This is a genomic window from Rossellomorea sp. NS-SX7 (assembly GCF_052828565.1).
Genome location: NZ_CM128249.1, coordinates 3953825 through 3977755 on the forward strand (window position 1 = coordinate 3953825; position 23931 = coordinate 3977755).

Consider the following 23931-nt stretch of genomic DNA (forward strand, 5'->3'; position numbering starts at 1 on the left):
AGCGGGGGATTTCACATGCGGAGTTTTATGATTAAAAGCCTGATGGTTACTGCCTTGGCTGTATTGCTGACAGCTTGTGGAATCGTGCATAACGCATCTCAAGACTCTTCATCAGGAGCCGCAAATGGGGTTGGAAGTCTTCCAAATAACCCCAACAAAAATGTAGATTACTCAAACAGCAAGCTTAGGGATATCTATTTTGCCGGCGGCTGCTTCTGGGGAATGGAAGCATATATGTCACGAGTTTACGGCGTTTCCGATGTCACGTCGGGTTATGCTAATGGAGAAGGGAAAGACCCCTCCTATAAAGACGTGATAAAAGGGGATCGAGGCTTTGCAGAAACCGTTCATGTTCAGTATGATCCAGATAAGGTCTCGCTTGAAAAACTAGTGCAAGATTATTTTCGGGTCATTGATCCAACAAGTGTGAATAAGCAGGGAAACGACATCGGCACACAATATCGAACAGGAATTTATTATAAGAATGAAGAAGACAGTAGTATCATTCTAGATGTAAAATCAGAGGAACAGCAAAAATACAAAAAGGAAATCGTAACGGAGGTATTACCCCTCACAAACTATTATTTGGCCGAGGAGTACCATCAAGACTATTTAGAGAAAAACCCGGATGGTTACTGTCACATCGATTTAAATAAGTTGGATGAACAAGAAATCGTCATTGACGAATCGGACTATTCAAGACCGAGCGATGAGGTGTTGAAGGATACGTTAACCGACAGCCAGTACGCTGTTGCCGTGTTAAACGATACCGAGAGAGCCTATTCAAACGAGTATTGGGATAATTATGAACCTGGCATTTATGTCGATGTGGCAACCGGTGAGCCTTTGTTCTCCAGCCGGGATAAGTACGACTCCGGCTGCGGGTGGCCCAGCTATACAAAACCGATCATCTCTGAAGTTGTGACGTATCATCAAGATACTAGCTTCGGAATGGAGCGCACAGAGGTGCGCAGCAGGGTCGGTGACATTCACCTTGGCCATGTGTTTGATGACGGACCCAAAGATCGTGGAGGAAAACGTTATTGCATCAACAGCGCATCCATTCAGTTTATTCCGCTTGAAGACATGGATGAAAAAGGCTATGGCCACTTAAAAATGGCCGTCGAACAATAAAGTATACTTGATAGGGACGGGGGTGATGAGACGATGTATACACTATTGATTGTCGAGGATGAGGATCTGATTCGCAGGGGGATTGTTCAGTTCGTCCCCTTTGAGCAATTGTGCATATCCGAAATTTACGAAGCCAGTAACGGGTTGGAAGGACTTCAACTCCTACAGTCGCATAAAATTGATTTGATTCTGCTCGATATAAATATGCCGAAGATGAACGGCCTTGATTTTGCAAAAAAGGTCAAGGAGCTTCAGCCGCTGGCCAAAATTGCGATCATCACAGGCTATGATTACTTTGATTATGCGGTGACCGCCTTGAAGCTTGGTGTCGATGATTACGTCATGAAGCCGGTCTCCCGCAAAGATGTCAGCGCCGTACTCTCCAAGCTCGTTGACAAGCTGAAGAACGAACAGGTGCAAGCGGAAGTATATGAAACGATTACTTCGTTTCAGTCTAAACAGTCCGCGAGTGAAGACAATGACCTAAAAAAAGAGCTTTCCCGACTGATTGAACAAAACCTGAGCAATCCCGAATTGTCCCTGTCCTTTTTAGCTGGAGAGGCAGGCTTCAGCTCCGGACACATGAGTGGTGTATTCAAGCGTCTGTTCACGGTTCCTTTTCAAGAATATGTCGTCACGCTGCGGCTCGAACGGGCAAAACTTTTACTTCTGACCTCAAGTAAGAAAATGTACGAAATAGCCGAGGAAGTTGGCTTCGACAATCAGAATTACTTCAGCACCGCTTTCAAGAAAAAGTACGGCTGCTCACCACTTCAGTACCGGGAAAGGGTTAAGGACGAATGAAACAATGGTTAAAATCACTTCGGGCACAGATCTTCCTATTCACAATGTTGATCAGCATCGTCACGATCAGTATACTCGGCATCATTGTCTATATCGGAAGCTCTAAAGTGGTCCTGCAGCAGTCAATCCAGACTTCCAAGATGGCCGTCGAGAAAGGCAGCGCCAGTGTCGGCATGTACATTGAACGATTGAATGTACTGTCAGAACTACTGGCAAAAGATCCTTCCACAAAGCAGGCGCTGTCTTCTGAGGATCGGTCCGGAGAAAGTAACTTGAATACAATCATAAATAACGTCCTGGATTCGGACCCGAATATCCAATCGGTCATCGTGATCGGAAAAGACGGGTATGTGATGTCGAACGAAAAGGACCTTAACATGACCCTCTCCTCTGATATGATGAAGGAAAAATGGTATACAGCCGCTTTGAAAGAGCGGGGCATCCCAGTGCTTACTTCGGCGCGCATGCAGAAATTCTCCATGGATCAGGATAATTGGGTGATCTCCATCAGCAGGGAAGTGCGTGGCGAAAACGGTCAGCACTTGGGCGTCGTTCTGCTGGATATTCAATATAAAGGAATTGAAGATGCCTTTCATGACCTCATGCTTGGTCAGAACGGCTACGCCTTTATTCTAAACAACAGCGGCGAACTGGTTTACCACCGGGACCCGTCTTACTTCACGGATGAAGGTAAAAAGCAACAACTACTGGACATATGGAAATCTAAAGAAGGCTATGACCAAGCCAACAACACACTCGTCCATAAAGCTAACATCCAGCATTCCGACTGGGTGCTTGTTGGGGTCAGCTCATTGGATGGCCTGAGCCAAGTCCGGAAGCAGCTGCTCGGTACAATCCTCATCGTGGGGATTGGTTTGTTTGTACTCGTTCTCATTGTGACCCCACTGGTTGCAAAGCGTATTACAAACCCCATTCATCGACTCGAAAAAGCCATGCAAAAAGTACAGCACGGTGTCCTGGATGTCCATGTTACGGAGAGTGGAATAGCTGAGGTAGAGCATCTATCAGAGCATTTCAATGTCATGACGAAAGAAATCAAACGGCTGCTGAAAGACATCGAGCAAAAGGAGAAAGATCTGCGGTCGTATGAGTTAAGCGTGCTGCGTGGACAAATTAACCCTCATTTCTTATACAACACACTGGACACGATCGTTTGGATGGCAGAGTTCAATGACAGTGAACGAGTGATCATGGTAACCAAAGCACTCGCCCAATTCTTCCAATTGTCCTTAAGCGGTGGAAACGAATACACGACCATCGAAAATGAACTCAATCATGTCAAACAATACTTGATTATCCAGAAGGAACGCTATGGAGATAAACTTAACTACACCATCGATGCCGACCCGGAAATCCTGGAGGTGAAGATTCCGAAAATCATTCTCCAGCCACTTGTTGAGAATGCCATCTATCACGGCATACGTGAAAAGTCCGAAACCGGGCATATTCATATTACAGCCAAGAAAGATGAGTCCTCTATCAAATTGATCATTGAAGACGACGGCGTAGGTTTCAATCCTCAACCACGATTGCAGCAAGTGAAGGAGGAACAGTCGATTCGCTTAGGCGGGATTGGCATTCGGAATGTGGATGATCGGTTGAAGCTTTATTATGGGGAGGAGTATGGTGTGACGGTGGATTCAGTTGTTGGGGTTGGTACGACGGTTGTTGTGGTGTTGCCGGGTTCTTTGGGGTGATTCTTGATCAAAATACTTTTAGGATCAAAAAACAGACGGGAGATTTGTGGGGTCCCGTCTGTTTTTTTTCTTCAAAGGAATAACAGCATATTTATTTATTCTTAATCGCCTCAGCTTGATCATACAAAGCATGTTGCTTCTTAATGAGATAGTTACTACCTTCTTTCTGCAAATATCCCGTATCATAAAACTGCGTTAGGACATGCAATAAATGCCGATAAGATACCCCTAAATAATCGCAAACAATAACGTGTCTCTCCCTATAAATCCCTTTATCAGCCGTTTGTAAAATAAAGTCCGCCAACGATGTTCTAGCCTTACATAGTTTGAACTCAGGAAAAGGAATGTCTCAGCCTCTATCTACATAGACATAGAATAAACGAAGGGAGCTGGTCTCAATGCTTGAGTGGAGTGCTGCTATTGCAGCCGTCGCGTTTACCATTCTCGTAGTCTATTTAATTTTGACATTAAGAAAAGTAATGACAACACTTGCTGAAACAAAAAAAACGCTGGCCGACACTCGGGCAGCCGTTAACGGCATTTCAGATGAAGCAGAAGATCTGATTCATACAGCCAACCAAATTTCTGATGATATAAAAGGAAAAATGGAAGCCGTTGACCCTTTATTTGAGTCAGCTCATGATGTGGGAGATATGATACAAGATGTTACAAGCTCAATAAAAAGGACTGCTTTACATAAAAGCAAGCCTAAAACCGTTTATACGCAGGAAAACAAGCCAGTTCAAATTAAATTGAAGTAAGCAAAAAGAGGCCAGATCAATTGGCCTCTTTTTTGTGATTAGTTTATTCTACCAGTTCATCAACCGCCTTCTTACCGGGTTTAACCGATAGCATTTGTCAGCACGGCATGAAGACGGTTTTGATGCTTCGTCATTATGAATAAAGAATGACGTATCAAGAACGTTGGTTGTTCTTTTATAATTCTTCTTTATTAGTAGGGATATGGTTATTTGTGATACGGTTCCCCCCGATTAATCCGAAACGCCCGATAAATCTGCTCAACCAGAATCAACCGCATCAACTGATGAGGAAACGTCATTTTAGAGAAAGAAAGGGTCTCATTCGCCCGCTTCATTACCTCATCACTTAACCCGAGTGATCCACCGATGACGAAGGCTACCTTGCTCTTACCATAGGTGGCCAGCTTATCCAGGTTGTCGGCGAGTTCCTCGGATGAGCGCATTTTTCCATTGATGGCGAGGGCGATGACATGGTGGTCGGGTGAGATTTTGGAGAGGATCCGTTCTCCTTCCTTACCTTTGACCTGTTCCATTTCCGAATCGCTCAATACTTCCGGTGCTTTTTCGTCTGCAAGTTCGACGATATCGATCTTTGCATAGGCTCCAAGACGTTTTACGTATTCACCGATTCCTTGCTTTAGGTACTTTTCTTTCAGTTTACCAACCGTTACAATTGTGATATTCACACTTCATCCTCACTTTACAAACAATTTACAAACACATTATCCACAGAACTTATCCACATATCCACATAACCCATCCACATACTGTATGGGAATATTAGTTCGCCACAATATATATTGCGTTATTCCCACAATATTCACAGGTTGTGGATAACTGTTCTTCCTTTGATAATTCTTTTAAGTCCGGCGCTACTTCGTGCTCGTCGACAATGATATCCATAGCAAGCTCCACGTGCTCTAAACAGCAATAAATCATCGTTATGTCCTCCTTTATTTCATCTTTCTAAATAGTCATTTATTTATCCACAGGTAATCATATCACGTAAAGAAAAAGCAGGAAAGGTGCTTTCCCCCTCCTGCTTTTTACTTATCCACAACGATGGATTATAAACGTGATTCATCCGTCAGCTTCATCGTAAGTTCTTTCTTTTCTCCATTGCGATAGTATGTTACGTTCATTTGATCATTGACATCTTTCTTATTGTACAGGTGTTTTCGGAGATCGATCAGATTCTCAACTTTTTCACCATCGAGTTCCACGATGACATCCATTTGTTGAAGACCAGCTTGTGCTGCAGGGGAATTCGGAACCACCTGTCTGATCATCACACCATAATTCACTTCTTTCGGAAGCTTTAATGTTTCCTGCTGATGATAAGCGGAAATGCGGTTCACGTCTTCAAGCATGACACCCATGGCAGGTCGTTTCACTTCACCGTACTTTTCAAGATCATCGATGATTGGCTTCGCGTAATTGATCGGAATGGCAAGTCCGATGCCCTCTACAGCTTCCTGTGCGATCTTCATGGAATTGATCCCGATCAGTTGGCCAGAGATATTGATCAGTGCGCCTCCGCTGTTACCCGGGTTGATGGCTGCATCTGTTTGCAGGACTTCTGCGTTCCAGTCTTCCATTCCGTCCTGATTGATATCGACAGGAATCGTTCTTTCCACCCCGGAGACCACCCCTTGTGTCACTGAACCGGAGAACTGAAGACCCAGAGGATTCCCGATTGCGATGACCGGTTCACCGGCTTTCAGTTCATCTGAGTTACCGATTTCGGCCACTCTGTCTTTATCAATCTTGCTCCCGTCAATTTCGATGACGGCAAGGTCTGTCCAAACATCGGCACCACGGAGGGTCGCCGGCACCTTCGTTCCATCTGACAAAGTCACTTCCAGCTGGTCAGCACCTTCAATAACGTGGTTATTGGTTGCAATATAGGCTTTATTCCCCTCAATTTTATAAATGACTCCTGAGCCTGTCCCCGCCTGCTGGTCCTGGGATTCACTCTGTCCCCAGAAACTTTGCGAACGGATATTTGATATCCCGACGACCGAGTCACTGGATTTCTCCACCGCCTTCGTCACATCCGTCGTGACGTCAACCGAAACATTCTTTGTCGTCCCATTATGATATTTTTCGTCAGTCTCCTTCAAATCCTGATCCGGCTGGATTGAATAAGGCAATACATTCAAATTATGTAACTGAGGAAGCGCGATAATGATTAAAATAGCTCCCAGGATCGCACCAAGAAGCCCGGCAAGGAACATTCCGCCCCGATTGCCTTTTTGTTTGCTTCTGCCTTCTCTATTATAATCCTGGTCATCATAATATCCCATCTACCATCATCCTTTCATCAAATATACCTTTTGTTATTTTATCTTTACACGCCTGATTATAGTCAGGTTAAATTAAAAAATGATGAAAAACAGTTAAGGATTTGCAAGGCGCTTAGTTTCCTTTGCCCAATAACGAGCTTAAATACTGCTTTTGATTTCCGCACAGGACTTCGCTTTCGACGGGTAGCGTGAGTCGCCAGCGGGAAAAAGCAGCTAATGTGTGACCCGGCCAACTGATTTTTTAAAAATAAAAAGGCAAAAGCCATCAGCAGCCTTTACCTTTTTACATTCCTCTAAAATTACCCATTTAAACACTTTAATGGGTCAAATGGCCACTAATGGTGTCGGGACTTTCGGATCCGTATCGAACAAGTCGATTTGTTCGCCCACACCTATCCCTCTTGACTCCAGCGTCTGTGTCACACTCATCCGTGCCAGGTCTTTCATATTGTTATCAAGGCTCAAGTGCGCAAGATAGATGCCTTTGGTCCTGTCACCGATCACTTCACTCATAGCGATGGCTGCATCTTCATTTGATACGTGTCCGACATCACTTAAGATACGGCGCTTGATATTCCATGGGTAACGGCACATCCGGAGCATGCCGACGTCGTGATTGCTTTCGAATACGTAAGAATCGGCATTCGAAATGATGCCTTTCATCCGGTCGCTGACATAGCCGGTATCCGTCACAAGCACCAGCTTCTTTTCCCCTTGATGAAACACATAGAACATCGGCTCAGCGGCATCGTGGGAAACACCGAATGACTCGATGCTTAGGCCCCCGAAATGCTTGGCCGTTTCCATATCGAACGTGAACTTCTGTTCTGTATCGATTTTCCCCACGAGTCCATCCATCGCGTGCCATGTCTTTTCATTCGCATAGACAGGGAGCTTGTACTTTCTGGCAAGAACGCCAATCCCCTTGATATGGTCGCTGTGCTCATGAGTGACAAGAATGCCGGACAAATCTTCAATTTTACGGTCAATCTGACTGAACAACCCTTCCATCGCCTTGCCGCTTAGGCCAGCATCGACAAGAAAGGAATGCTCTTCCGATTCAACAAATATCGCATTCCCTGTACTGCCGCTCGCGAGTACACTAAAATGCATGGTCATACCTCTCACTCCAGTAGTTCTTTCTCTTTTTTTGAAAACTCGATCATGTTTCCATCAAATGCATTAAAGTAAAGATCGTGTTTTTTGTCTTCTTTTTCTACAACGAATCTCCAGGTAGGTGTAAGAACCTGATAGTCCGAAATCGGCACATCGGTGGAATATCCGGGTTTGAAATTCACAATCTCACTATCCGGTTCAATTTGATTGCTGTCAGCAAGTATCTGCAATGACTCCAAAGGAGTAATGATCCGTCTTTTTTCACCGAATGCCTTAATATCTTCAAGCATCGTCTGTTTATAGGATACAATTTCATTCTCATTATTAAGCTCGAATACAATTTCCGCACTGCCATTATGGAATAATGGCTTTTCATTGTACGTTTGATTATAACTGATCGTTAAATTTTCTTTATCATAATTTCTGAAAGCATATTGATCTCCGTCAATCGTATACTCTGCCATGAACGCTCTCAATTTTTCCTGCAGCTCGTCTTCCGAAAGTTTTTCACCTAAAGAGTAGGGCTCATCAAGCGTGGAATACAGCGTATTATCATTCAGGATTCTCACTTCCTGATTGTTAAGACTCTTTTTATCTTCATCCGTGAACTTCCTGGTCTTTGCACTGATGTTCGTTTCATTGATCGTTTCTTTAGAGGCTGATGATAAGTCAGCAGGATACGTGATGTTGTAAGAATCCAGTGACTGCTGAGTATTCGTATCGGCCAGGATCTCAGGTTCTGAGATTTTTTTTATGAAGATGGATAAAAGAAAGATATTAAGGATCAAGAAAACAACGATGAAGATCGTTTTCGTTTTACTCCAGTCCATTTATACCCCCTCCAATTCTTCAAGAGGCAGGAGCAACCAATTGCCGCTGTATTTATAGTACCATGAAGGCTTTAAATCATATAAAAGCATATCGGGAAAATTCATGTCCCTCGTTAATTTATATCCGATTGCAATATCCTCCACATAGTCCAGGTTGATCGAATTATTTCTCTCCAGTGCCTGCTGGACTGTATATCCGGAAGGCAGCCTAATCTGATCAGGTTTCGAGAACATGGAATAATCATCCCCTAATTGGAAGTATGGACGGTTATATTTGTGAATCACGTCTCTACCCCATACCTGGGAGATTTCAGTTGTCCCGGCAACATCACTGAACACTGGAAAGTTTAATAGAAACAGCCGATATTCAATTTTACTTTCTTCAGGGCTGATCGAAAATAGTTTGAACTTGTCGGTCCATCCTCCGTGCTCATTTAAGAACTCGATGCTGTTGTGGACCAGTACTTCAGCAGAAATACCGGGGTCCGGATCGATGCCGGGATTGACGAATGAAAGAGAATTATAATTTGTATTCACTTTCATTAAACTGGAGGAATCTCGATAGATTTCCTCTGAATCCGTTGTATTTCTGCTCACATTGATTGGATCTTTAAACAATGCCTTCATGAAATCTTCTGCGTCCAGCATCTCTGTAGAGTATTTATAGCTGTAATATTCATCTTCTTTCATCGGAAGAAGCAGCGTCTTCCTTGCATTCACTTTAAACGTATAATATTTCTTGAAATTTTCGTTGTAGAGGGCCCTCTGTACAAACATTTCCTGCAAGGATTCCATTTTTTCAATATCTACCTTGCTCTCAACGACATATTTCCTGTCCTCTTCTCCATACAAGACAAAATAGACACTTCCACTATCCCTCTTTTTCGTATTGATATCGAATACAATTCGATTAAAAGAAGTCTTCGGGAGATTATCCTCATCAAATTTGATGACCTGCTTATAAACAGAGAGGGGAAGATTATCCGGAAACACCAATTCTATCTTACCTGGGCTGTGAACCAGATTCTCTATTTCACTTTGAGAATATTGATTGCTGACGTCCTTTGCACCGGTTAATCGCCAGCTGCTCATATGTTCCAATACTTTATCGATTTCATTTTCATTCGGGCTACCTGAAATTTGATCGTCATGATAGTAGAAGACCTTATATGGCTGGATCAATTCCAGCTCTCTTCTCTCATCACCGATGGATACATCAAATGCCTCAGTGCTTTCAATCACGTCGTATTCAGGTTGATAGGTCCATAGATTCCACGTGAGGAAAATACTCATGGCCACAAGCAGCGTTAATAAGATTGATTTTATTTTTTCATAATTCATGACCAATCATCCTCTTGTGCGGAATCATATGGGAGCGTAAAAGTGATGGTCGTACCTTTTCCTTCCACACTTGTTGCCCATATATCACCACCGTGTGCTGATATCATTTCTTTCGCGATCGCAAGCCCCAGTCCTGTACCGCCCATCTGTCTGGAACGGGCCTTATCGACGCGGTAGAATCGTTCAAAAATCTTCTCGAGATTCTCTTTCGGAATTCCGAGTCCCTGATCCGATACGCTGATCTCGATGAATCCATTGTTTTCTTTCACAGTGAACGTAATCGTTCCGCCCTCAGGGGAATACTTCAATGCATTCGAGATAATATTATCCAATACCTGAGTGATCTTATCCTGATCGATTTCTACAAACATCGCCTCATCGGGCAAATAACGTTCAAAGGTGACATTCAGATTCTTCGTCATGTCAAAGCGGTCGATGATCCGATGGAAAAATAGGATAAAATCGATCCAATCTTTATTAAAACGGTAGTCTTTGCTGTCCATCTTTGATAATTGCAGCAGATCGTTTACAAGGCGGATCATCCGTTCCGTCTCGGTCTGCGTCACATTTAAAAATTGCGGTGCAATCTCTTCATCCTGCCATGCACCCTCCGCCAATGCCTCTAAATAGCTTCGCATCGTCGTCAGAGGGGTACGTAATTCATGGGATACGTTCGCAACGAACTCCCGTCTTTCCAAGTCGATCTTCTCCTGCTCCGTAATATCATGAAGCACGGTGATCAATCCATTGACAAAGCCGGTTTCCTTTTGAATGATGGAGAAATTAGCCCTCAAAATATAAGGCTTCTCCTTTGTACTGTAATCCAGAATGATGGAATCCTGTTCATTCGAAAGGTCTTCGAACGTATACTCTTCATCGAGCCCGAGGAGTGCAACGATCGGCTGGGATAGCACTGTTTCACGTGAAACATTCAGCATTTCAACCGCTGGGTCGTTAATCAGGATCACCCGTCCTTTTCGATCTGTCGCGATGACCCCATCCGTCATGTAGGAAAGGACGGAAGAAAGCTTTCTTCTTTCCCCTTCGGTCGTCGCCTGTGCTTCCTGCAGTCTCTTCGTCAGGTTGTTGAAGGTCATGGCCAGCTGTCCGATTTCATCATAGCCGTAGACCTTTACCTTACGTGAAAAGTTCCCTTTCGCCATCGCAAGCGCATGTTTTCTCATATCCGAAATCGGCCTTGTGATGGTCTGCGCCAGTAAGACACCAAGGATGGCCGTAATGGCAAGGGCAATCAGCGTCCCATTCGTGAAAATCTTATTGATTTCATTCATCTGGTTATATACATTTTCAATTTTAGCGACAAGATAAATCGCACCGATTACTTCTTCAGACGTCATAATCGGGGAAGTCAGGACCCACACCCGGTCTCCGGTTTGTTTATCGACGAAAATATTATCATAAGTGCCTCCGCCGGCAAGGACCCGTTTGACCGAAATTTCATTCGTCGGCCGTCCCACCAGCGCCTGGTTGTTTTCATCCGAAGTCCCTATGATCCTGCTCCGATCGTCTACCACCCGTATTTCATAAATATCGGAGGTGCTTTCATCACTGTCTTCCAATAGATTCTTAATTTCATTTTCTTTCGTGGGATCATCCTCTGTACGGACCTTGACCATCTCTTCACGGACCGAATATTCGAGAAGATCCACCCGGCTTTTTATACTGGTCTGAAAGTTTTCAACCAGCTTATTCTCCAATTCCCTGACAAAATAGACCCCGATGATCTGCATTGCCAGGAGAATCAGGAGCACATAAATCATGACAAATTTAAGATGGATCGAACGCGTTAAACCGACTTTCTTCATTCAACCTTACTCCTGTTCGGGATTTCGCAAGTAATAACCGACTCCTCTACGTGTTACGATCCAAGTAGGGTGGCTGGGATTGTCCTCGATTTTCTCACGAAGACGTCTGACTGTTACGTCCACCGTACGGACATCCCCGTAATAATCATACCCCCACACCGTTTGAAGAAGGTGTTCGCGGGTCATGACTTGTCCAATATGCTTTGCCAGATAGTGAAGGAGCTCAAACTCACGGTGTGTCAGTTCAATCGTTTCACCGCGTTTTGACACAACATAGGCATCAGGGTGGATGGTTAATGAACCAACCGTGATCTCGTTGTTCTCATCCTCATCACTCGCCTGGGCAGCCCCAGCCTGATGGCGTCTAAGGTTCGCTTTCACCCTTGCAATCAACTCACGCGTACTGAACGGCTTTGTGACATAATCATCTGCACCGAGTTCAAGACCAAGCACCTTATCGATTTCAGAGTCTTTCGCCGTCAGCATGATGATCGGCATCTCATACTTTTTACGGATCTCACGACACACTTCCATCCCGTCGCGATTCGGAAGCATGATATCAAGAAGAACAAGATCAGGCTTCACTTCCTCGGCCATCTTCACAGCTTCATCGCCATCGTAAGCACAGTGGACCTCATAGCCTTCCTTCTTTAAATTAAACTGTAAAATATCCGCAATCGGCTTTTCATCGTCAACAACTAGAATCTTTTTATCCATATCAATTGATCTCCTTTGACAATTAAATTCGTTCTTAAAGTATTTAGCTTAGTATAGGATTCTTCCTTTAAATTTATCACTTTCTGCGCCTTAATTCATCTTTTACTCTATGATTGGCTGATTTCATGTCTTTTTTACCAAAATAAAGCACTTATTCACTATTTAACATAGTGGGAGCATTATTTCGAATGAAATCTTCCCAACCTGATAAAAAAACCCAGATATAACAAAGGGGACTGACAGCTAATAGTTGTTGTCAGTCCCGTATAGTATCTTCTTTATTTTTTAAGTACATCTAATGGATTGATGAGTGATCCATTTTTATATACTTCGATGTGTAAGTGGACACCGGTAGATTCTCCGGTTGTTCCCATGATTCCGATTTTTTCCCCTCTTCCAACCGTCTGGCCGGCTGAAACAGAAATGGAATCCAAGTGAGCGTAAATCGTTTTGTAACCGTTTTGATGATCGATCACGACTTTATTTCCGTAACCGCCATCGTCCCAGCCTGCAGAAACGACAACACCGTTATCAACGGATTTGATTGTCTTATCACTTGGGCGTGCAATGTCTATGCCTTTGTGCGTTTTCCCCCAGCGAGGACCTTGCTTGGAAGAGATATACCCTCCATTTGTCGGCCACGCAAAGCTGCCTGATCCACGTGAAGGTGTTTCTTTCGTCCCTTTAATGACGATATATTTCTTTGGTTCTTTTACTTGTTTTTCTTCAGTGACATTTTTTTCAGTCTGTGATCCGTTTACTTCGGTAGCAGTGAAGGTAACTGATTTCTCACCATCGACACCTTCCTGCTTCACTTTCGTATCGCCTTTATTCATAGAAGAGTCTTCTACCACTTCTTTTTTATAGGCAACCTTTTCAATCTTATTCACTTCTTTTTTAACGACCGTATGAACTAACGGCTTACTGACCGTCACATTTAACTCTGAGCCTATTTTCAAGGCACCCTCTTCATCAAGTTCAGGGTTTAATTTTAAAAGCTCGGCAGTCGTCAATTTATGCTTTTCAGCAATTTTACCAAGCACATCCCCTTCTTCGACCTTGTACTTCTTCTCTTCAAGGTTTCCTTTAAGAAGAAGCTTGACAGCCTCATCTGAAGAAAGGATTTCTTTTGGATCTACCTGAATTTTCTCGGCATCCACTTTTTCTTCAAAAGAAATGTCCAATAAACGTGTTTCATTTTCCTTTAAAGCGGGTAGGGAAGAAGTAGAATCCTTTTTGCGTGCTTCTAATTCTTTTAATTCGTCTTCTGAAACATATTTTAACTTGAGCTTTTTCAACGCTTCGTCGGCAGCTTTTTTATCTTTCACATAAGCTACCGGCTTGTCGTCGACAACTAATGCAAATGCATTAGCTTCTACAGCCATAGACTTTTTGACATTCGTTAATACTTCCTGATTATTCGTTTTAGCAGAAAAAACATTCTCAGGTATGTATGTGATGTCATTATTCCAAGTAACTTGATAGTCTTTATACTCTTCTTGAGCATCCTCAAGTTTATCCTCAAGCATGTCCTTCACATCATCCTGGTTCGTAACAGCCCCTACATAATGACTGTTCACATATACATGATAGATGGTCTTAAGTTCTTTATCTGATGAATCATCCGCAGAAACAGATGAAAATGTTAAAGTTGATAGTGCCATAGTTGTGATCGCAACCTTCTTCATAAACTGAGAAGGACGATTCTTATATTTTTCTAATTTCGGTAATAATCGTTCTCCAAACTTCATTCTCTTGCCTCCTGTAAACTAAAAAGCAAAAATCACTGTGTTGGTCGTTCATTATGCCTAATTTTAGTAAATATTCTTGTAAATTCGTACTTTATTAATTTACCATAATTCGACGAAATACGGGGAAAAGTATTAGGATTGTAATGAAACTGTATAATTAAGCGGATTTTCAATGAGTCCATTTGATGATTTTATTGCTGAAATCCTTTATATATCTAGGAATAAGGTTACAGAGGGGAAATATTCTTGTCGAGGAATTTTGTAACTTTTTGTTACATACATGTTACAAACGCATAATAAAAAAGTACTACGAGAGTCAAAGTCATCGCAGTACTTTTTGTAAGATGGCTCAGGACGGAATCGAACCGCCGACACATGGATTTTCAGTCCATTGCTCTACCAACTGAGCTACTGAGCCGTATATGTATGAATTACATAGAATCAAGATCATCTGATTTGGATCAGTGATGATTCATTATGTAAAAAGAAAATGGCGGTCCGGACGGGACTCGAACCCGCGACCTCCTGCGTGACAGGCAGGCATTCTAACCAACTGAACTACCGGACCAAAAATTTTTGCTTTAGCAAAATATTTATCCTTAAATTGCGTGAGCAAAATAACTGTCATTCGTTTGCGCTAGCAAACTATCTTAATAACAAACTACCATATTACCAAACTATCATTCTAATAAAAGAAGATATGACCCATACGGGATTCGAACCCGTGTTACCGCCGTGAAAGGGCGGTGTCTTAACCGCTTGACCAATGGGCCATGCAAAATGGTGAGCCATGAAGGACTCGAACCTTCGACCCTCTGATTAAAAGTCAGATGCTCTACCAACTGAGCTAATGGCTCACAATATATATCAACACGAAAGTTTCGCGACGTCTTACGTGACAACGAAATTAATATTATCACGTATGGCGGACGGGGGCAATAGTTTTTTGTAGAATTTTGTTGAAAATTATTTTCTGGGGAATAAAAGCGTTAAAACTTACCTAAAGGTCTTTAGCTTTTTCAGGGCTAAAGACCTTTAGGTTTATTTTTTATAGAGGGTGTAGATCCTGCCCTTTGTGGTTCCTTCAGTAATCGAAGCTACTGAATTAAGTATTCTAGAAGCAAGAGAAGAGGAGGAAATCATAAGGAACTCTTTTAATTCTGAACTTGAAATGGAGTCGCCAAAAAGTAATTCATATTCTATCAAAGCTGTTAAGTGTGCATCTTTTGATTTTGCTGAACACTTTCTGCATATCCAATAACCATGACCCCTATCTAAGGGAATATGATTGCAAAAAGGACAAAATATCCCCTTCCTAATATCGTTTCTGGTCATTTGATATTGGTCTAGAATAGAAGAATTTAATGGAGTATCCATCTTAATTAATTTTCGAATGATTTTCTTTATTTCCCTTTGAGAGATTTGTTCACTATTATTTTGATTGTTGATTTCACTAATTCGTTGGGGGAGTAAATTACTATGGAGAACCACTTTATTTATATGTTTATTCGTTGACTTAATAACAGTTTGTGGATTGCTTATAACAACGAGGCCATGTATAGGAAGATGAGGGAGGTGGTTAAGTTCTAACCATTTTTTCAATTGAGATTTTTGACGTTGAAGTTGGAGTACTGGGTCAGGGAAAGCCTTCTCTTGTCCATTTTTAAATTGTATCAATTGATTAAAATCCCTATCAAACTCGAGAGAGCCAGACATATTTTTTACCTCTAAGATAAAGATATCTCTTCTGCTTAATACCAGAATGTCTATTTGAAAATAACGTTCACCATCAAATATTCGTAGATCATGGAAAATATAATAGTCATCTTTAGGGAGGAAGCTTAGATGAAAATCAATTGATTTTTCACCTTTGTAACCCGCTAGAAATTTAGCTAAGTCGTCTTTAACATAGATCGCTTTGACATGGAGAGGGGGTGTTCGGGGTAATAGCGCTTGTAGCTTTAATACAATTCGAGGGATTTGTTTCTCTTTTACATTCATTTCATCACTCCAATTTGTTTATTTACTCTATTTATTATTCAATTTCTTTCTCTAAAACCCTTCATCAAATGTAATTCAGTTTCTAATCTACCCTTATTTCAAAAGTGTGGTAAATAATTTTTCAAAAACACACTTCTTTTTTTCAAAAACAGAATTAATTTTTCAAAAAACACTTTTATTTTTTCAAAAACAAAGATTTTTTTTCAAAACCGATATTTATACACAAAAACTACAAAAAAAACCACAGCCCAGCCCCAATCCCGGAACCAAGCTGTAGCCTCTATCCAAAAACACCTCAATAAGTCAAACTAGCCGCCACAATCAACCCAACCACAATCGAAACCGAAAACAGGCTAAACCCGATTGCGACGTTGCCTTCTTCCACTTTCTTCGCCAAACTGACCTTAGGAGTCAATACGTATTCGATGATCCAATACGCGATGACCTGGGTAGCGATACCGATCAATCCCCATACGAAGGCATCGAACAAACTGACGCTGTTCGCCCAGACGGTGTAGATGACGATCGCGAGTCCGATCGCTTTTCCCCACAGTTTCAAAGCGACGGCGATATTCCCTTCACGTATGAGGGTGGCTTCTGAAAATTTGGTGGTAAATGCGAATACGATGACACCGAGGATCATGAGTCCCAGGCCGGTGCCGACATGGGCAAGAAAACTGATAAGTGCTTCACTTGTTATGATTTGCATTGATTTCTCTCCTTTTTAATCTTCCTCCACACCAATTGGGAGGAAGTATGATTCGTTATCGGTAATGGCGTTGCCGGCACGATACCCCACGGCACCAGCACAACCGTTTATGACGAAACTGCCGGCCATCAGGCTTGCCTCTACAATACCTTCATCGGTACGGATGCCGTGCCGGGGTAGTTCTATATACTCCTGATAAACAGGCAGAGATTCTTTATATGTTTCTTTTGGATCCTGCAGCACAACTTTACCTGACGCTTCAATGATTTTGACTGTATCCCCTTCGCGCCCGAAGGCTGGCTTCTGCACATAGGTCACGCCGCTTGCCTCAAACACATCCGGATCCAGATACGTCGGTAAAAAAAACGAAGAAATCCATTCGTGCTCTTCTTCGGTATAAAACTCACTCCCCGCCTCATGAAGGCCCCAGATCAATGCCTGCACGCCTTTAGACTGCATCAAAAAGGCAGAAGGCGGGTTCAACACTGCGAGTTTCCCGTCCAATACCAGCTTAATCAAATCCAGCCCCACTTTTTCACCGGTTTCTGGGTCAGCATCATCCACCAGATGCTCGACCGGATACGTCGGACGGTACAGAACATCGATCCGCTCCCCGGATGGAGTATAGACGCCGGCTTCACGGCCGCTCCTGACCTGCAATTGATCCAGACTGACAAATTCAGAAGGGACGCCTGCCAACGCCTGGAGGTACCGCGTCGTCAAATAATCCTCTTCATGATCACTGTGCGAGGAGAACACGATTTTCGGGGAGCCGCCCCGCTCCAATGTTTTCCAGGAAGCGAGCAGTGCACGGCGCACCTCAAGACCAAGCTGTTCTTCAAGTCCAGCATTGGGATCGGCACATGAAAAATGGTCACAGACTTTCCCATTCACATGAAAAAGCTCTTTAATGAAAGTCGGTGTATCACTATTGAATTCAAGTAGTTTCACCCCGCCGTCATTCCCGAGGACAAAATCGAACCTGCCGACGATGCACTCCTGGGGGATGGATTTAAACCGAATATAAGAAAGGGATTCCTCGGGAAATCCTAACTCCAGCAAGGACTCGTCGCTGAGTTCCCGGAGCAGATCGGCCGTTTTCCGGTAGACTTTATAGACCTTTTCAGACGCATCACGAATCCCCGACACGACTTCACGCGATTCTTTTTTAATATCCAAAAGAGCATATTCCATTCCGAAAAGGTCATGCCAAAAATCGGATATCCCCTCATAAAAACTTACTCTCTGTTCACGGTGGAATGTATCCATATTAACCGCCGAACCCGCCTTTAGATCCGCTCCCTATCCCTGATTTATAGGATTTCGAATACGATTTGTAGCCGGAATAACTTTTCAGGCTCGACTTATTTTTAAACATCCTGCCTGCAAACCAGAAGTAGCCGAAATGCGGGGAACGGCTGTCATCACAGTAGTAGGTGCCGCTTTCGTCGTCCCAATCCCAGTCGTCGCAGTCGGTGTCCGTCGGCTCCGGCGGTAGTTCCTGGTTGTTTCCGCAGCCGGTGACAGAAATGGCCATGACCGATGCCACTACTCCGGCCATCATTTTTTTCGTTTTGTTCATAGTGCTTCCTCCTCCAACATTACGCCTGTTGCTTTGACATATAAGATATAAACGGATCTGTCTTCATCGATTTCAGCAGAGTCCCGCTCATACTCTGCGCCTTTAATATAGGTATATACAGAGCCAATGACACTTAGTATATCAAGATGATCTTCATAGGTTTCTTGTTTTAGTATCGGATGGTTCTTCCTTGGATTTAGTTCACGAATTTCGAGCATCAATCCCTGCGGCGGAAACAATGGGTCCGTGACAGGCTCTTCTTCAAATATTTCTACATAAATAAGAAAGAGGTTCCCTTCCTTGGCAGAAGAAACTTGTCTGTACGTGATGCCTTCTTTGACAAAGAACTCACATTCCCTGCGGGCAAGGATCTGTTCAAGTTCGATATCCGGATAATGAAAGATTGGTTTGAAGCCATCCATGCCTTTGAGCAGGCGGTATTCCAATAGGGGTCTCGCCATTCTAATTCTCCTCCTGGACATTGCTTTTTCGTTCAATGGACAGCAGCCAGTGTGGGTATAGATTAAACATGTACATACACTTCAAAATCTGCTATCTTTTAAAACACTCTTTATGTATACGATTCACAAAAGGAATGGTTTCATTTACATCCTAGTTATTGGTATTATTATACTATGATTCATTAATAAGGAGCGGTTGCATGGCCATTTTTATGAGACTTTGGAAACAAGTATCCAAAATGGATTTCGGTTTTATCTTATTGTTATCCGTTATCATCATATTATTGGGTACATTCGGTATTTATTTTTTGGAACCTGAAGGCTTTCCTTCGCTGTTTGACGGTTTCTGGTGGACGATGACCACGTTGACCACTGTCGGATATGGGGATTATTATCCCGTCACCGTGGGCGGACGCCTGCTTGGCATATTCCTCTTTATTTTCGGTATCGGGATCATCGGGGTACTGATCAGCAAAACGGTGGATGCCATCACCACTTTTCAAAAATACAAACGGGAAGGGAAGCTTGAGTATACCATGAATGATCATTTTATCTATATTAACTGGTCCAAGAAGACTGAAAGAGCGATTGCAGAAGTGCTGGCTCATTCACCCCAGGCGGAAATCGTCCTGATCGATACACTCAGTGAATCGCCAATCGATCATGATCAGGTCCATTATATTCAAGGAGACCCTTCTGATGAGGAAATCTTGCTGAGGGGGAATATACTCGATGCCAAAAGAGTCGCGATCTTTTCCGATTCACGTATAGAGGACCCTTCACTCATAGATGGAAAGACGCTGCTGATTGCTTCAGCCGTTGAAGGCTTGTCAAAGACATACGAGAAGGAAATTCATACGATCGTTGAGATTTCAGAAGACCGGCATATCCCTAAATTCAAGCATATTGCGGTCGAGGATTTCATCCTTTCCACTGATTCGGTCTCTTTCTTGATGGCAAAAGCGACGATCCATCCTGGAACGACCAGTCTGTTCCGGCAGCTCCTGAGTAAGCGGTACGGTAATAATATTCATGAGCTAAAGCCGAATTCCGACTGGAAAACGATTAAAGAAGCGTCTGAAAACCTTTTGCAAAAAGGGGCCATATTACTTGCAGTCAACGATAGTATGGACTTCACGGATGCAATCAACCGTGAATTGCACCAGACCGACACCCTTTATGTCGTGTGCCATGACCGGGTGTATGAACAGATCACGGCGACTAACTGAATACAAGAAAGAAGCTGACCCAGCATGGATCAGCTTCTTTTTTTTTGAAAAATTATCTTGCACTCCAAACACTGCGAACCACATTCGTTTGGGAACGATCCGGCCCTACAGAGAAGATGGAAAGCGGAATACCTGTTAATTGAGATACACGCTCCAAGTAGTGGCGTGCATTTTCAGGAAGCTCGGAAAGCGTCTTGCATCCAGTGATGTCTTCTTTCCAGCCTGGAAGCTCTTCGTATACCGGCTCGCATTCAGCCAGGATATTAAGGTTCGCAGGGAACTCTTCCATGATTTCGCCTTTGTATTTATACGCAACACAAATTTTCAGTGTTTCGATGCCTGTCAATACGTCGATCGAGTTTAAGGACAGGTCAGTAAGTCCGCTGACACGGCGGGCATGGCGTACGACCACACTGTCGAACCAGCCGACACGGCGCGCGCGTCCAGTCGTTGTACCGTATTCACGGCCGACTTCACGGATTTGATCTCCGATTTCATTGTTCAGTTCAGTTGGGAAAGGTCCGTCCCCTACACGAGTCGTGTATGCTTTTGATACACCAACGACGTGATTGATTTTCGTAGGGCCGACACCGGAACCGATCGTCACTCCGCCCGCTACCGGGTTAGAGGATGTAACGAATGGGTATGTTCCTTGATCGATATCAAGCATAACCCCTTGTGCGCCTTCAAACAGAACGCGGCGTCCGTTGTCGATCGCATCGTTCAATACGACGGATGTATCGACTACGTACTTCTTGATCTGCTGGCCGTACTCATAGTACTCATCAAGGATGTCTTCGATCTTGAATCCTTCCGTTTCATAGAAACGCTCAAGAAGACGGTTTTTCTCCTCAAGATTACGTGCAAGCTTTTCTTCGAAAGATGCACGGTCTAGAAGGTCTGCGATACGGATCCCGATACGTGCTGCTTTATCCATATATGCAGGACCGATACCTTTTTTCGTCGTTCCGATCTTGTTGGCACCTTTGCGCTCTTCTTCCACTTCATCAAGCTTCAAGTGGTAAGGAAGAATGACGTGCGCACGATTGCTGATTCGTAAGTTCTCCGTTGTAACGTCACGGTCATGTAAGTATTTAAGTTCTTTTACCAATGCTTTCGGATCGACAACCATTCCGTTACCGATGACCGAAATTTTTTCATTATAAAAAATACCAGAAGGAATTAAATGTAATTTGTACGTTTCACCATCGAATTTAATTGTGTGACCCGCGTTGTTTCCACCTTGATAACGTGCGATTACTTCTGCGTGTTCAGAAAGGAAGTCAGTGATCTTTCCTTTTCCTTCGTCTCCCCATTGTGTACCTACTACTACTACTGAAGACATATTAAGCACCTCCGACGGGAATTAGTATTCCCTCTTTTTTCAAACAAACTCATTTTATCAACAGCAGGATGGAAAGTCAATCAAAACACGAACATTATTATAGGTATTAATATTTATGTTCGTAAAAACAAATTTACTTTACCCGACTAAAGGCCCGTCCCCCAGCACTTTAAAGTGTCATAGGAGTTGTCTGATAAAAAAGTAATAGCCCGAATTTTTTATTTTTGATATGTTTAAATAAGCATTTTGAATTTTACATACAATTGGATATTGAGGTGAGTGAGATGATTAGACGATTTTTCAGTTATTACCGTCCTCACAGGCGGCTGTTTTACATAGATTTCGCATGTGCCGTGCTGGTCGGACTGCTGGAACTCGGGTTTCCGATTGCCGTTTCCTGGTTCATCGATACCCTTTTGCCGGAAGGGAATTGGAGCACGATCCTGGCGGTAAGCGCAGGTCTCCTTGCACTCTATCTGCTGAGCTCGAGCATGCAGTTCGTGGTCAACTATTGGGGGCATAAGCTCGGCATCAACATCGAGACCGATATGAGGCGGGAGCTTTTCCATCACGTGCAGAGGCAGTCCTTCCGATTCTTTGATAACACGAAGACCGGGCACATTATGAGCCGGGTGACCAATGACCTGATGGATATCGGCGAACTTGCCCATCACGGGCCGGAGGATCTTTTCATTGCCGTCATGACATTCATCGGGGCGTTCTGGATCATGCTGACGATTAATGTGAAGCTCGCTCTTGTTGCGATCATCATCGTCCCATTCCTTGTCTGGCTGATTTCGTATTCGAATATCAAGATGAACGCGGCCTGGACAAAGATGTATGCCAATATCGCCGACGTGAACAGCCGGGTGGAAGACAGTGTGTCCGGTTCACGGGTGGTACAGTCTTTTACGAATGAACAATATGAAATGGACCGCTTCCAAGAAAACAACCAGTTCTTCCGGAAGTCCAAATTAAAGGCATACAATGTCATGAGTGTGAACTTATCGGGAATCTATATCACCACGCGTCTGATGACGCTGATCATCCTCGTATACGGGGCATGGCTGAGCTTCTCGGGCGCCCTTACCTACGGTGAACTGGTGGCATTCATCCTTTACATCAATGTCCTTTTCAAACCGATCGATAAGATTTCTGCGCTGCTTGAACTTTATCCGAAAGGGATGGCCGGATTCAAACGGTTCACCGAGCTGATGGACATGGAGCCGGATATCGAAAACCGCCCGGATGCCATCGAAGTGTCGAGGTTAAGAGGGAAGATCGAGTTCCACGGCGTACACTTCGGCTACGAGGCTCACCGCCCGATCTTGAGTGATCTTTCATTCAACATTGAACCGGGGCAGACCGTCGCATTCGTCGGCCCTTCAGGTGCCGGTAAAACGACGATCTGCTCCTTGATCCCGCGCTTCTATGACATAGAGGAAGGCGCGATCACAATCGATGGGATCGACATCAGGGATATGACAAAGGAGTCGCTTCGTTCACAGATCGGCATCGTGCAGCAGGACGTCTTCCTGTTTACCGGAACGCTCCGTGAAAACATCGCCTATGGTAAATTGGATGCAACCCAGGAAGAGATCGAAGAGGCATCGAGACGGGCTCACTTGACCGATCTGATTGCATCCCTTCCAGACGGGTACGACACCCAGATCGGGGAGCGCGGCTTGAAATTATCCGGCGGTCAGAAACAGAGGCTGTCGATCGCGAGGATGTTCTTGAAGAACCCGCAGATCCTCATTCTCGATGAAGCGACTTCAGCCCTTGATACAGAGACCGAAGCCATCATCCAGGAAGCGCTGAACGAACTTGCGAAGGACCGTACGACGCTGGTGATCGCCCATCGCTTAGCAACAATCAGGAAAGCGGACCGCATCCTCGTTGTCACCGAGGATGGAATCGCGGAAGATGGGACGCATGAAGAGCTGTTGTCGATTGAGAATGGAATCTTTACGAAGCTGCATGCGCATCAGCATGCGACGATATTGTAGGTTTTTTTAATTGAAATCCAGGCATGGTTGAGGCGCTGTGCCTGGATTTTTGTGTTCACCAACCCAGAATGGGGCTGTGCCCGGTTCTTATGTTTTTGTCCTGGCTTAGGGGGGTGGCTGAATTTTATGTTTTCGACTTGGCTTAGGGGTGTGGCTGAATCTTATGTTTTCGACTTGGCTTAGGGGGGTGGCTGAATCTTATGCTCTAGACCCGGGTGAAAAGGGGTTTTGATAATATATCTGGATTTTTGATAATATAATGTCCATTTTTGATAATATATTTCGATTATT

21 protein-coding genes, 4 tRNA genes and 1 pseudogene are annotated in these 23931 nt (G+C 43.7%); 6 read left to right on the top strand and 20 right to left on the bottom strand.

The genetic code is table 11. The annotated features are described in order from the left end of the window. Positions 1–15: 15 nt before the first annotated feature. From msrB to ACUXV2_RS19585, 3 genes are read left to right on the top strand one after another with little or no spacing between them, the layout of a single operon-like run. Entirely contained in the window at positions 16–1134 is a 1119-nt protein-coding gene (msrB, locus tag ACUXV2_RS19575) for a peptide-methionine (R)-S-oxide reductase MsrB (RefSeq protein WP_446244818.1), read from the top strand. A 33-nt stretch (positions 1135–1167) separates the two neighbouring features. Beyond that, positions 1168–1938 (top strand): response regulator transcription factor, encoded by a 771-nt coding sequence (locus ACUXV2_RS19580; protein WP_446244819.1) that lies wholly within the window; start codon positions 1168–1170, stop codon positions 1936–1938. Then, positions 1935–3656, top strand: a complete 1722-nt coding sequence (locus ACUXV2_RS19585) for a cache domain-containing sensor histidine kinase (RefSeq protein WP_446244820.1) — start codon at positions 1935–1937, stop codon at positions 3654–3656. Before ACUXV2_RS19580 ends, ACUXV2_RS19585 begins: the two co-directional genes overlap by 4 nt. A 91-nt stretch (positions 3657–3747) precedes the next feature. Here the strand turns inward: ACUXV2_RS19585 and ACUXV2_RS19590 are convergent. Further along, positions 3748–3960, bottom strand: a pseudogene (locus ACUXV2_RS19590) (transcriptional regulator YeiL); the annotation flags it as partial. Positions 3961–4054: 94 nt separating this feature from the next. On the opposite strand from ACUXV2_RS19590, the gene ACUXV2_RS19595 reads away from it, so the two are divergent. Continuing rightward, on the top strand, positions 4055–4417 hold the full coding sequence (locus tag ACUXV2_RS19595; RefSeq protein WP_446244821.1) for a DUF948 domain-containing protein: 363 nt from the start codon (positions 4055–4057) through the stop codon (positions 4415–4417). A gap of 206 nt (positions 4418–4623) precedes the next feature. On the opposite strand, the gene rlmH is transcribed toward ACUXV2_RS19595, so the two are convergent. The 18 genes from rlmH to ACUXV2_RS19685 form a co-directional block, all read right to left on the bottom strand. Further along, positions 4624–5103, bottom strand: a complete 480-nt coding sequence (rlmH, locus tag ACUXV2_RS19600; RefSeq protein ID WP_446244822.1) for a 23S rRNA (pseudouridine(1915)-N(3))-methyltransferase RlmH — start codon at positions 5101–5103, stop codon at positions 4624–4626. A 94-nt stretch (positions 5104–5197) separates the two neighbouring features. Continuing rightward, positions 5198–5356: a CxxH/CxxC protein gene (locus tag ACUXV2_RS19605; protein WP_341982018.1), complete on the bottom strand. Its 159-nt coding sequence runs from the start codon at positions 5354–5356 to the stop codon at positions 5198–5200. 128 nt (positions 5357–5484) lie between these two features. After that, positions 5485–6723, bottom strand: a complete 1239-nt coding sequence (locus ACUXV2_RS19610) for a S1C family serine protease (RefSeq protein ID WP_446244823.1) — start codon at positions 6721–6723, stop codon at positions 5485–5487. A gap of 324 nt (positions 6724–7047) precedes the next feature. Continuing rightward, positions 7048–7842, bottom strand: coding sequence for an MBL fold metallo-hydrolase (locus tag ACUXV2_RS19615; protein ID WP_446244824.1), 795 nt, complete (start codon positions 7840–7842; stop codon positions 7048–7050). 5 nt (positions 7843–7847) lie between these two features. Then, positions 7848–8669, bottom strand: a complete 822-nt coding sequence (locus tag ACUXV2_RS19620) for a two-component system regulatory protein YycI (protein ID WP_446244825.1) — start codon at positions 8667–8669, stop codon at positions 7848–7850. Continuing rightward, on the bottom strand, positions 8670–10010 hold the full coding sequence (locus tag ACUXV2_RS19625; protein WP_446244826.1) for a YycH family regulatory protein: 1341 nt from the start codon (positions 10008–10010) through the stop codon (positions 8670–8672). Beyond that, positions 10007–11836 (bottom strand): cell wall metabolism sensor histidine kinase WalK, encoded by a 1830-nt coding sequence (gene walK / locus ACUXV2_RS19630; protein WP_446244827.1) that lies wholly within the window; start codon positions 11834–11836, stop codon positions 10007–10009. Before walK ends, ACUXV2_RS19625 begins: the two co-directional genes overlap by 4 nt. Positions 11837–11842: 6 nt before the next feature. Continuing rightward, complete coding sequence (gene yycF, locus ACUXV2_RS19635) at positions 11843–12553, bottom strand: response regulator YycF (RefSeq protein WP_175989852.1); 711 nt, start codon at positions 12551–12553, stop codon at positions 11843–11845. 278 nt (positions 12554–12831) lie between these two features. Next, positions 12832–14304 (bottom strand): peptidoglycan DD-metalloendopeptidase family protein, encoded by a 1473-nt coding sequence (locus tag ACUXV2_RS19640; RefSeq protein WP_446244828.1) that lies wholly within the window; start codon positions 14302–14304, stop codon positions 12832–12834. 345 nt (positions 14305–14649) lie between these two features. Then, a tRNA-Phe gene (locus ACUXV2_RS19645) sits at positions 14650–14722 on the bottom strand. Positions 14723–14795: 73 nt separating this feature from the next. Continuing rightward, a tRNA-Asp gene (locus tag ACUXV2_RS19650) sits at positions 14796–14872 on the bottom strand. A gap of 133 nt (positions 14873–15005) precedes the next feature. Continuing rightward, positions 15006–15077, bottom strand: a tRNA-Glu gene (locus tag ACUXV2_RS19655). A gap of 8 nt (positions 15078–15085) precedes the next feature. Then, positions 15086–15161: transfer RNA gene (locus ACUXV2_RS19660), tRNA-Lys, on the bottom strand. A gap of 184 nt (positions 15162–15345) precedes the next feature. Beyond that, positions 15346–16305, bottom strand: coding sequence for an NERD domain-containing protein (locus ACUXV2_RS19665; RefSeq protein WP_446244829.1), 960 nt, complete (start codon positions 16303–16305; stop codon positions 15346–15348). A 295-nt stretch (positions 16306–16600) separates the two neighbouring features. Continuing rightward, positions 16601–17014, bottom strand: a complete 414-nt coding sequence (locus ACUXV2_RS19670) for a DUF350 domain-containing protein (protein ID WP_446244830.1) — start codon at positions 17012–17014, stop codon at positions 16601–16603. 15 nt (positions 17015–17029) lie between these two features. Beyond that, a complete protein-coding gene (locus tag ACUXV2_RS19675) occupies positions 17030–18283 on the bottom strand; it encodes a glutathionylspermidine synthase family protein (RefSeq protein ID WP_446244831.1) in 1254 nt (417 codons plus the stop codon). Between the two features lies 1 nt (position 18284). Beyond that, positions 18285–18596, bottom strand: coding sequence for a hypothetical protein (locus ACUXV2_RS19680; protein ID WP_446244832.1), 312 nt, complete (start codon positions 18594–18596; stop codon positions 18285–18287). Beyond that, positions 18593–19057 (bottom strand): hypothetical protein, encoded by a 465-nt coding sequence (locus ACUXV2_RS19685; RefSeq protein WP_446244833.1) that lies wholly within the window; start codon positions 19055–19057, stop codon positions 18593–18595. Before ACUXV2_RS19685 ends, ACUXV2_RS19680 begins: the two co-directional genes overlap by 4 nt. Before the next feature lie 200 nt (positions 19058–19257). Here ACUXV2_RS19685 and ACUXV2_RS19690 point away from each other — a divergent pair, with 200 nt between their 5' ends. Next, positions 19258–20286: an ion channel gene (locus tag ACUXV2_RS19690; protein WP_446244834.1), complete on the top strand. Its 1029-nt coding sequence runs from the start codon at positions 19258–19260 to the stop codon at positions 20284–20286. A 52-nt stretch (positions 20287–20338) separates the two neighbouring features. Here the strand turns inward: ACUXV2_RS19690 and ACUXV2_RS19695 are convergent, their stop codons facing one another. Beyond that, positions 20339–21631, bottom strand: a complete 1293-nt coding sequence (locus ACUXV2_RS19695) for an adenylosuccinate synthase (RefSeq protein WP_446244835.1) — start codon at positions 21629–21631, stop codon at positions 20339–20341. A gap of 284 nt (positions 21632–21915) precedes the next feature. On the opposite strand from ACUXV2_RS19695, the gene ACUXV2_RS19700 reads away from it, so the two are divergent. Continuing rightward, on the top strand, positions 21916–23640 hold the full coding sequence (locus ACUXV2_RS19700; RefSeq protein ID WP_446244836.1) for an ABC transporter ATP-binding protein: 1725 nt from the start codon (positions 21916–21918) through the stop codon (positions 23638–23640). The last annotated feature ends 291 nt before the right edge of the window (positions 23641–23931 follow it).

Excerpts from the sequence above, each read along its gene's own strand:
- msrB (WP_446244818.1), top strand. The coding sequence starts at position 16 with ATGCGGAGTTTTATGATTAAAAGCCTGATGGTTACTGCCTTGGCTGTA.
- ACUXV2_RS19625 (WP_446244826.1), bottom strand. The coding sequence starts at position 10,010 with ATGAATTATGAAAAAATAAAATCAATCTTATTAACGCTGCTTGTGGCC.
- ACUXV2_RS19595 (WP_446244821.1), top strand. The coding sequence starts at position 4,055 with ATGCTTGAGTGGAGTGCTGCTATTGCAGCCGTCGCGTTTACCATTCTC.
- ACUXV2_RS19580 (WP_446244819.1), top strand. The coding sequence starts at position 1,168 with ATGTATACACTATTGATTGTCGAGGATGAGGATCTGATTCGCAGGGGG.
- ACUXV2_RS19620 (WP_446244825.1), bottom strand. The coding sequence starts at position 8,669 with ATGGACTGGAGTAAAACGAAAACGATCTTCATCGTTGTTTTCTTGATC.
- ACUXV2_RS19665 (WP_446244829.1), bottom strand. The coding sequence starts at position 16,305 with ATGAATGTAAAAGAGAAACAAATCCCTCGAATTGTATTAAAGCTACAA.
- ACUXV2_RS19605 (WP_341982018.1), bottom strand. The coding sequence starts at position 5,356 with ATGATTTATTGCTGTTTAGAGCACGTGGAGCTTGCTATGGATATCATT.
- ACUXV2_RS19675 (WP_446244831.1), bottom strand. The coding sequence starts at position 18,283 with ATGGATACATTCCACCGTGAACAGAGAGTAAGTTTTTATGAGGGGATA.
- ACUXV2_RS19640 (WP_446244828.1), bottom strand. The coding sequence starts at position 14,304 with ATGAAGTTTGGAGAACGATTATTACCGAAATTAGAAAAATATAAGAAT.
- ACUXV2_RS19700 (WP_446244836.1), top strand. The coding sequence starts at position 21,916 with ATGATTAGACGATTTTTCAGTTATTACCGTCCTCACAGGCGGCTGTTT.
- ACUXV2_RS19680 (WP_446244832.1), bottom strand. The coding sequence starts at position 18,596 with ATGAACAAAACGAAAAAAATGATGGCCGGAGTAGTGGCATCGGTCATG.
- ACUXV2_RS19690 (WP_446244834.1), top strand. The coding sequence starts at position 19,258 with ATGGCCATTTTTATGAGACTTTGGAAACAAGTATCCAAAATGGATTTC.
- ACUXV2_RS19585 (WP_446244820.1), top strand. The coding sequence starts at position 1,935 with ATGAAACAATGGTTAAAATCACTTCGGGCACAGATCTTCCTATTCACA.
- walK (WP_446244827.1), bottom strand. The coding sequence starts at position 11,836 with ATGAAGAAAGTCGGTTTAACGCGTTCGATCCATCTTAAATTTGTCATG.
- ACUXV2_RS19685 (WP_446244833.1), bottom strand. The coding sequence starts at position 19,057 with ATGGCGAGACCCCTATTGGAATACCGCCTGCTCAAAGGCATGGATGGC.
- ACUXV2_RS19670 (WP_446244830.1), bottom strand. The coding sequence starts at position 17,014 with ATGCAAATCATAACAAGTGAAGCACTTATCAGTTTTCTTGCCCATGTC.
- ACUXV2_RS19695 (WP_446244835.1), bottom strand. The coding sequence starts at position 21,631 with ATGTCTTCAGTAGTAGTAGTAGGTACACAATGGGGAGACGAAGGAAAA.
- ACUXV2_RS19610 (WP_446244823.1), bottom strand. The coding sequence starts at position 6,723 with ATGGGATATTATGATGACCAGGATTATAATAGAGAAGGCAGAAGCAAA.
- ACUXV2_RS19615 (WP_446244824.1), bottom strand. The coding sequence starts at position 7,842 with ATGACCATGCATTTTAGTGTACTCGCGAGCGGCAGTACAGGGAATGCG.
- yycF (WP_175989852.1), bottom strand. The coding sequence starts at position 12,553 with ATGGATAAAAAGATTCTAGTTGTTGACGATGAAAAGCCGATTGCGGAT.